9 protein-coding genes are annotated in these 7,733 nt (G+C 62.3%); 1 reads left to right on the top strand and 8 read right to left on the bottom strand.

Annotated features, from left to right (window positions below; all coding sequences use genetic code 11):
• The 4 genes from EN935_RS14470 to EN935_RS42040 form a co-directional block, all read right to left on the bottom strand.
• The coding region (locus tag EN935_RS14470; RefSeq protein WP_127373396.1) for an AAA family ATPase at positions 1-1,486 on the bottom strand (1,486 nt) is incomplete at its 3' end.
• Positions 1,487-1,492: 6 nt separating this feature from the next.
• The gene (gene clpS, locus EN935_RS14465) at positions 1,493-1,822 is read right to left on the bottom strand and encodes an ATP-dependent Clp protease adapter ClpS (RefSeq protein WP_056587551.1); all 330 of its coding nucleotides are present in this window, start codon (positions 1,820-1,822) and stop codon (positions 1,493-1,495) included.
• 296 nt (positions 1,823-2,118) lie between these two features.
• Positions 2,119-2,448 (bottom strand): phasin family protein, encoded by a 330-nt coding sequence (locus EN935_RS14460; RefSeq protein WP_109669071.1) that lies wholly within the window; start codon positions 2,446-2,448, stop codon positions 2,119-2,121.
• A gap of 150 nt (positions 2,449-2,598) precedes the next feature.
• Positions 2,599-2,862, bottom strand: a complete 264-nt coding sequence (locus EN935_RS42040; RefSeq protein ID WP_245488953.1) for a hypothetical protein — start codon at positions 2,860-2,862, stop codon at positions 2,599-2,601.
• A 4-nt stretch (positions 2,863-2,866) separates the two neighbouring features.
• Here EN935_RS42040 and EN935_RS14455 point away from each other — a divergent pair, with 4 nt between their 5' ends.
• Complete coding sequence (locus EN935_RS14455; protein WP_245488952.1) at positions 2,867-4,162, top strand: D-alanyl-D-alanine carboxypeptidase; 1,296 nt, start codon at positions 2,867-2,869, stop codon at positions 4,160-4,162.
• A gap of 46 nt (positions 4,163-4,208) precedes the next feature.
• On the opposite strand, the gene EN935_RS14450 is transcribed toward EN935_RS14455, so the two are convergent.
• The 4 genes from EN935_RS14450 to EN935_RS14435 all read right to left on the bottom strand — a co-directional run bounded on the left by EN935_RS14450 (position 4,209) and on the right by EN935_RS14435 (position 7,640).
• On the bottom strand, positions 4,209-4,907 hold the full coding sequence (locus EN935_RS14450; RefSeq protein WP_127263458.1) for a DnaJ domain-containing protein: 699 nt from the start codon (positions 4,905-4,907) through the stop codon (positions 4,209-4,211).
• Positions 4,907-5,638, bottom strand: coding sequence for a VWA domain-containing protein (locus EN935_RS14445; RefSeq protein ID WP_127263459.1), 732 nt, complete (start codon positions 5,636-5,638; stop codon positions 4,907-4,909). Before EN935_RS14445 ends, EN935_RS14450 begins: the two co-directional genes overlap by 1 nt.
• A gap of 83 nt (positions 5,639-5,721) precedes the next feature.
• On the bottom strand, positions 5,722-6,159 hold the full coding sequence (locus tag EN935_RS14440; protein WP_056587530.1) for a DUF1489 family protein: 438 nt from the start codon (positions 6,157-6,159) through the stop codon (positions 5,722-5,724).
• Positions 6,160-6,236: 77 nt separating this feature from the next.
• A complete protein-coding gene (locus EN935_RS14435; protein WP_127373395.1) occupies positions 6,237-7,640 on the bottom strand; it encodes an L-serine ammonia-lyase in 1,404 nt (467 codons plus the stop codon).
• Between the last annotated feature and the right edge of the window lie 93 nt (positions 7,641-7,733).

Genomic DNA, 7,733 nt, shown 5'->3' with positions numbered 1-7,733 from the left:
GTCCGGCACGTGCCAGCTTGATCGCCGAGGTAAGCGCACTGATCGCGGTATCCTGGCCATAGACGACGCGCTTCAGCTCGATATCGAGGCCTTGCAGCACCTTCTCGTCGTCGGCCGAAACCGTCTTCGGCGGGATGCGGGCCATGGTGGCGATCGTCGCCTCGATCTCCTTGATGCCGATGGTCTTCTTGCGCTTGGCTTCCGGCACCAGCATCTGCGAGGCGCCGGTCTCGTCGATCACGTCGATCGCCTTGTCCGGCAGCTTGCGGTCGTTGATGTAGCGTGCCGACAGCTCCACCGAGGCCTTGATCGCCTCGTTGGTGAACTTCACCTTGTGGAATTCCTCATAATAGGGCTTCAGGCCCTTCATGATCTCGATGGCGTCCTCGATGGTCGGCTCGTTGACGTCGATCTTCTGGAAGCGCCGCACCAGGGCACGGTCCTTCTCGAAGAACTGGCGGAATTCCTTGTAGGTGGTCGAGCCGATGCAGCGGATCGCACCCGACGACAAGGCCGGCTTCAACAGGTTGGACGCGTCCATGGCGCCGCCTGATGTGGCCCCTGCCCCGATGACCGTGTGGATCTCGTCGATGAACAGCACGGCACCTGGATAGTCCTCGAGCTCCTTGACGACCTGCTTCAGCCGTTCCTCGAAATCGCCGCGATAGCGCGTGCCGGCAAGCAGCGTGCCCATGTCGAGCGCGAAGATGGTGGCGTTGTGCAGCACTTCGGGAACGTCGCCCTCGACGATGCGCTTGGCCAGGCCCTCGGCGATCGCCGTCTTGCCGACGCCGGGGTCGCCGACATAGAGCGGGTTGTTCTTGGAGCGGCGGCACAGCACCTGGATGGTGCGGTTGATCTCGGACTCGCGGCCGATCAGCGGATCGATCTTGCCGGCCTTGGCCTTGTTGTTGAGGTTGACGCAATAAGCGGTCAGCGCATCCTGCTGCTGCTTCTTCTTGCCACCTTCCTCTTGCGGTTCGGCGCCGTTCTGGCCGCCCTGCTCGTCATCGGCGCCGCGCGGCGAGCGTGTCTCCGACGCACCCGGACGCTTGGCAATGCCGTGCGAGATGTAGTTGACCGCGTCGTAGCGGGTCATCTGCTGTTCCTGCAGGAAATAGGCGGCATGGCTCTCGCGCTCGGCGAAGATGGCGACGAGCACGTTGGCGCCCGACACTTCCTCGCGGCCAGACGACTGGACATGGATCACCGCGCGCTGGATGACGCGTTGGAAACCGGCCGTCGGCTTGGAGTCCTCGTCGTAACCGGTGACGAGGTTGTCGAGCTCGGTGTCGATATAGGTGAGCACCGTGTGCTTGAGCTCATCGAGATCGACATTGCAGGCGCGCATGACGGCGGCCGCCTCGGTGTCGTCGATGAGCGCGAGCAGCAGGTGTTCAAGGGTTGCATATTCATGGTGCCGCTCATTGGCGAGCGTCAGCGCCTGGTGAAGCGCCTTTTCCAGGCCTTGGGAGAAAGCCGGCATGTTACCTCACTTCTTCTCCATCACGCATTGCAGCGGATGCTGATTCTGTCGGGCGAAATCCATGACCTGGGACACTTTGGTCTCGGCCACCTCGAATGTATAGACCCCGCACTCGCCCACTCCATGATTGTGAACATGAAGCATGATGCGTGTGGCGGCTTCGCGGTCCTTCTGGAAAAAACGCTCCAGCACGTGAACCACGAACTCCATGGGCGTGTAGTCGTCGTTGAGGATGAGGACCCGATAAAGGCTGGGCTTCTTGGTTTTGGTTTTGGTGCGCGTGATGACGGCCGTCCCACGGCCGGCCTCATTGCCGTTGCCGTCGCCGTTTTGCATCCGCGCCACGTGTCTCGTGGCAGTCAAACCGATCGTCACGTATTCCTGCCTCTTTCGAATCCCCATGCGAGTTCGACATGTAGGTGTTCGATGGACGATTTTAAGCCCTTCTGTTTAGCTGACAATATGGCTAGGTGACCAAACTTGGACGATTTTCGCAATCGTGAAGGGGCGCGAGGCCCTGGAGTGGAAATCGGCATGAAAAAACCCGGCTGCGTTTCCGCAGCCGGGTTTTGGCCCGGACCCAAAGGGCCGGATTTGGGTCACATCAGGCGAAATGACTTCGCCCGGCGAAATTACTTCGCCTTGGCAACGATTGATTCGAACGGCTTGTAGGCTTCCTTGGCGAGTTCGGCATAGAGGTCGCCAATCTTGGTGGCCTCGGCGACGAACGCCTCGTAGGACTGCTTGGCGTAATCCGACTGGATCTCGATCGCCTTTTCCAGCGACTTGGCCGAAATCAGCTTCTCCACGGTGGCGCTGCCGGCTTCAAAACTTTTCTTGGTGTATTCGCCAGCCTCGGTCGCGATCGCCTGCGCGCCCTTGGAGAGGGACGCAAAGCTCTTCAATCCGGTGTCGGCGAACTCTTTGCCGTATTTGCTGAAGTCCTCATAGGTCTGGGTCATTTCGCGATTCCCTTGACGGTTGAGGCGTCCTTCTTCGGGGCGCCCTTGTGCAATGCAAGATAATAATTGTGCGCCGCACAAAAGTCAATATTTTACTGGCGTGCGGACCCGCCTGCACAGCCAATGGCTAAAAATCGAATAAAGAGAGCTTCAAGCCCGAAGAAAATGGTGAACGCGGCGGTTACCATAAACGGATTGGTAACGCTGCCCCGGTAGCTTGGCCGGAAGCGAGGCAGGACCCTTTGCCGCCTCCAGCGCAACGAAGAATTCAAGGGAAGTACCAGTGCGTAAGGCGTTGTTGGGCATCGTTTCCAAATCCACCTCCCCTCTCAAGACGATCGTGATCATCGCCATGGCGATGACGTTCGTTTGTGGCGACGTCGTCTCATCGCTGGCAGCGAGGCAGGCGGCCATTGTCGTGGACGCCAAGACTGGCAAGGTGCTCTACTCCGCGGATGCCAACGGCAGGCGCTATCCGGCCTCGCTGACCAAGATGATGACGCTCTATCTGACCTTCGAGGCGCTGGCGAAGGGCAAGATCAGCAGGAACTCGCCAGTCGTGTTTTCGGCCCATGCATCCGCCGAGGCGCCGACGAAACTCGGGGTGAAGCCGGGCGATTCTGTTACGGTCGAGACCGCGATCCTGTCGATCGTCACCAAGTCGGCGAATGACTCGGCCACCGCGCTAGGTGAAATGCTCGGCGGCAATGAACCTACTTTTGCCCGCATGATGACCGCCAAGGCGCGGGCGCTGGGCATGACCGGGACCGTCTTCCGCAACGCCAACGGCCTGCCCGACCCTGGCCAATTCACCACCGCGCGCGACATGGCGACGCTCGGCATCGCGCTGAGGGAGCACTTCCCGCAGTATTACGGCTATTTCTCGCAGCGTTCCTTTCTTTACGGGCGCCAGCGCATCAACGGCCACAACCGCCTGCTCGGACGCATCAAAGGCGTCGACGGCATCAAGACGGGCTACACTCGCGCCTCCGGCTTCAACCTCGTCTCGTCGGTTGCCGATGGCAATCGCCGCATCGTCGGCGTGGTCATGGGCGGCACCTCCGGCGGCAGCCGCGACAACCAGATGGCCACGTTGATCAACACCTATCTGCCGAGGGCATCGACCCGCGGCGGCGGCGATCTGGTCGCCAAGGCCAGCGGCAACAACCCGATCACCGCGCTTGCCAAGGTCCTCCTGCCCAAGCACGACGCGCCGACGCCGGACGACAAGCCGATGGTCGAAGACGATGCCGTGGCGTCCAACGACGATCCTACAACTGCGGACGCTACGGACGCGACCGATGAGCAGACAACGGCCGCGGTCGAGGAGACAGCGCCCGTGGTCAAGACCAGGAAGGTCAAGACCGTCATCGTGTCGGCCCCTCAAATTGCCACGGCCCAGGTCGTCGCTGCCTATGCCGAGCCAACTCCGGCGGCCGTCGACCCGGTCAACACAGCGTCGGTGCCGTCGGGCTGGGCCATTCAGGTCGCGTCTTCGCCAAAGCAGTCCGAAGCCCAGGCCTTCCTCGACAAGACCACCAAGCAGGCACCCAAGGTGCTAGCCGACGCGTCCGGCTTCACCGTCGCCTTCGACAAGGACGGCGTCACCTACTACCGCGCCCGTTTCGGCGGCTTTGGTTCGAAGACCGCGGCCTGGAAGGCCTGCACCGCTTTGAAGAAGAAGAACATCGAGTGCTACGCCGTCCAGCAGTAGGACGGCGTGGAAGTCATCTCCCGGAAAAGTTCTGCATCGAAGGAGACTAGTTGTGATTGGAGAGCAAGACGTCCTTGGCTTCATTAATCCGCGCCGCCAGGAAAGACGTGCCGCCGATATCGGGGTGCAGGCGTTGCATCAGGCGGCGGTGCGCCTTGCGGACATCCGCCGCGGCGGCCCCCGCTTCAAGACCAAGGACCTTGTAGGCCTCCTCCTTAGTCATGGCGCCCGGACCTGGCGCAACACCCAGCCCTTCACCACCGTTCGTCTCAGTGTTTTTGCGCCAGACGGGAAATCTGCCGTCAAGATACGTCTCTAGCAGCTGCCGGCTCTCCGGATCGCCGGAGAGTTCCCGGAAGAGATGCTGCAACTCCGCCAGGCCCATCGCGCCAAGCATCTTGCCTTCGTGGCCGCCAGCCAGGACCAGTCCTTCAAGGCCGCCGGTATCGTGATCGAGTTCCATCTCGAGCGCTGCGGTGCGCACCGTCGAACGCTTGCCCGGCGCGAGCTTTGCCGGCGGCCGCTTCATCCGCATGGAACCATACCAGGCGATTGCCGCCGACAGAATTATGCCCCCGATGCCTTCACGCCCGACCACAACCATAGCGATGCCGACCAGCCCCAGAAGGACCGGCCCGAGTGTCTTCATGCCGCTGGCCAGTTTTGCTGGGTCGGCGCGGAGGAAGATCGTGGCCGCGCCGAGAAGCACCAAAAGTAATGCTACCAATGCGATGATTGCGCCCATCAGTCCCCGCCACCCCGCAGATGCTCAATCATCAGCCGGTCTTCCGGCCTGCCTCTGGCCTCAAGCGCCTTCAGTCCGCCGGTTGCAAACACCGCAACCGCCGAAAGCAGCCCTGCCAGGGTCGTTGCAGCCCGCCGATCAAATCGGAACCAAGCCCCTTTGGACAACCGCGCGATTTCCTTGAACGCCTTTTCTGCGCCGGAATCATGACCTTCCTGGAAGACGAAGACAGGAACGCCACGCAGGCCGAGGCTGCCGGCCTTTTCGGCCAAATCGTCGATATCCTCTTCCATCGCATCGCCGATATAGACCAGCGCATTGACCTTGGCGGTCGCCGTCTGTTTCTGCGCGTGCGCCAGCACCTTGCCGATCTGGGTGTGGCCACTGCGGCATTCGATCCGCGTCATCAGCTGCTTCAAGGCATCGGTGTCACTCACGAAAGCGGACGAACGGCACTCGCCGAGACCGCGAAAATAAACCAGCTGCACGCTGAGGGTTCCGGCCTTGCCGACGGCGTCGAACATCTGGCCCTGCAGCGTGCAGGCCAGATCCCAGGTCGGCTGGCGGCTCATCGTCGCGTCGAGGGCAAGGATCAGCCTGCCCGAACCGGTCGCCGACGCGGCAAGTGTCCTCGCCTGACGAATGAAGGCGTCGATCTCGCCGGCGTTGGATTGAGGCTTGATCGGCGCAGGATTGGCCCTCGCGGGCACGGGCTGCTTCTTGTCGCTCATAAAAACAAGATGTGGCGTTGCTACATCGCTTGCAAGTCCCACATCGGGTGGCACAAAGGGCCAGACGGTGATGCCACCTGTGGTCAGAGCAGGCCGAGATCGGCAAGCTCGCGCCTGAGTTTCGGCGGCATCTCGATCAGCCCGGCCTTGCCCTTGCCGAGATCAAGCGGCGCGTCGGCCGGCTTCAGATAGCGCCAGCCCTGAAAAGCCCGGCGCGGCTGCCAGTCGGTTCGTACAACCTCGGGGTCGAGAATCAGGTGGCAGCGGCCGATGCCTTCACCGTCGGTGAACGGCCGAATCTCGGTGATCAGCTGGCGGCACTGCACATTGCCCTTGATCACCCAGTAAAGCGAACCGCCATCGGTAACCTCGGCGCCGCGCGTCGGCATCATGCGGGTGGTGTGATATTGCTCGACCGGCTCCCCGGCGCGCCGCCGCTCGTCGAGGCGGAAGGCAATCCACTCTTCGAGATCCTCGACGCTGTCGCAGCCGACACAGAGTTTTATGAGATTGAGAGACATCGCTTAAGGTTTAGTCCCGCGCGCGGATGCGTCAACGGCCTGATCGACTTCTCCACAGTGGCAGCTTAGGCCAGCCCTCAGCACTCCACGACATTGACGGCGAGCCCGCCAAGGCTGGTTTCCTTGTACTTCTCGTTCATGTCGAGGCCGGTCTGGCGCATGGTCTCGATCGCCGCGTCGAGCGGCACGAAATGGATGCCGTCGCCTTTGATGGCCAGCGACGCGGCCGTCACCGCCTTTACCGCGCCCAGCGCATTGCGCTCGATGCACGGCACTTGCACCAGCCCGCCGACCGGATCGCAGGTCATGCCGAGATGATGTTCAAGCGCGATCTCGGCGGCATTCTCGACCTGCTCGGGCGTGCCGCCCATGACGGCGCACAGGCCGGCCGCCGCCATCGCCGACGCCGACCCGACCTCACCCTGACAGCCGACCTCGGCGCCGGAGATCGAGGCATTTGTCTTGATGATGCCGCCGACGGCAGCGGCCGTCAGCAGGAAATCTCGGATGCTCGGCTGATCGGCCTCCGGATGGAAGTGCAACCAGTAGCGCAGCACAGCCGGCAGCGTGCCGGCCGCGCCTTTGGTCGGCGCGGTGACGACGCGGCCGCCGGGGGCATTCTCCTCGTTCACCGCCATGGCGTAGATCGACAGCCAGTCATTGGCGAGCAAGGGATTGGGCTTGTTCTGCTGCCACTGCTCTTGCAGCTTGTCGTGCAGCATGCGCGCCCGCCGGCGCACCTTCAGCCCGCCCGGCATGATGCCATCCTGCGACAGGCCGCGGTCGATGCAGCCCTTCATGGCGCTCCAGATGCCGTCGAGGCCGGCGTCGAGCGCCTCGCGCGACATCTGCGTCTCCTCGTTGACGCGCTTCATGTCGGCGATGGAAAGGCCGCTTTTGCCGGCCATGGCCAGCATCTCGACCGCATTCTTGAAAGGATAAGGCACTTTCTTGCCTTCTGTCGTCACCGACCCCTTGGCCTTCATCCGCTGCAGTTCTTCTTCCGAAACCACGAAGCCGCCGCCGATCGAATAATAGATGCGCTTGAGCAGCAGGCGGCCGCCAGCGTCATAGGCGTAGAACGCCATGCCGTTGGCGTGACCGGTGAGCGGCGTCTTGCGGTCGAGCACCAGATCGATGGCCGGATCGAAGCGATAGGAGGGATGGCCGGGCGGCGAAATGCGCTTTTCGGCGGTGATGCGGCTGGCAATGCCATCGGCCTGATCGGGATCGACCGTCTGCGGCGTCAGGCCGGCAAGGCCGAGGATGACGGCGCGATCACTGCCGTGACCGATGCCGGTGTAGGCGAGTGACCCGTGCAGGCTGGCGCCAAGCCGGTCGACCTTCACACCCGCCGGACGGGGCCAGTCATTTCCCGCGACCTCGTCGAGAAACCGCGCCGCGGCGGTCATCGGCCCCATCGTGTGCGAACTCGAGGGTCCTATGCCGATCTTGAACAGGTCGAAAACCGAAAGGAACACGCGGCGTTGTCTCCTGGAGTCAGTCGAGGACTACATATAGGAATTCCCAGGATGTTTCCGCTCTTTTGGAAATCGCGGCGCGGTTTCTCGACG

This window comes from Mesorhizobium sp. M7D.F.Ca.US.004.03.1.1 (assembly GCF_003998635.1).
Lineage (GTDB): Bacteria > Pseudomonadota > Alphaproteobacteria > Rhizobiales > Rhizobiaceae > Mesorhizobium > Mesorhizobium loti.
This window is presented reverse-complemented; position numbering and strand designations above follow the sequence as displayed.

What these genes read in the sequence shown, in the direction of transcription:
- clpS (WP_056587551.1), bottom strand. Translation starts at nt 1,822, where the DNA reads ATGCAAAACGGCGACGGCAACGGCAATGAGGCCGGCCGTGGGACGGCC.
- EN935_RS14440 (WP_056587530.1), bottom strand. Translation starts at nt 6,159, where the DNA reads ATGTCTCTCAATCTCATAAAACTCTGTGTCGGCTGCGACAGCGTCGAG.
- EN935_RS14460 (WP_109669071.1), bottom strand. Translation starts at nt 2,448, where the DNA reads ATGACCCAGACCTATGAGGACTTCAGCAAATACGGCAAAGAGTTCGCC.
- EN935_RS14450 (WP_127263458.1), bottom strand. Translation starts at nt 4,907, where the DNA reads ATGGGCGCAATCATCGCATTGGTAGCATTACTTTTGGTGCTTCTCGGC.
- EN935_RS14445 (WP_127263459.1), bottom strand. Translation starts at nt 5,638, where the DNA reads ATGAGCGACAAGAAGCAGCCCGTGCCCGCGAGGGCCAATCCTGCGCCG.
- EN935_RS42040 (WP_245488953.1), bottom strand. Translation starts at nt 2,862, where the DNA reads ATGGCCGCCTGCCTCGCTGCCAGCGATGAGACGACGTCGCCACAAACG.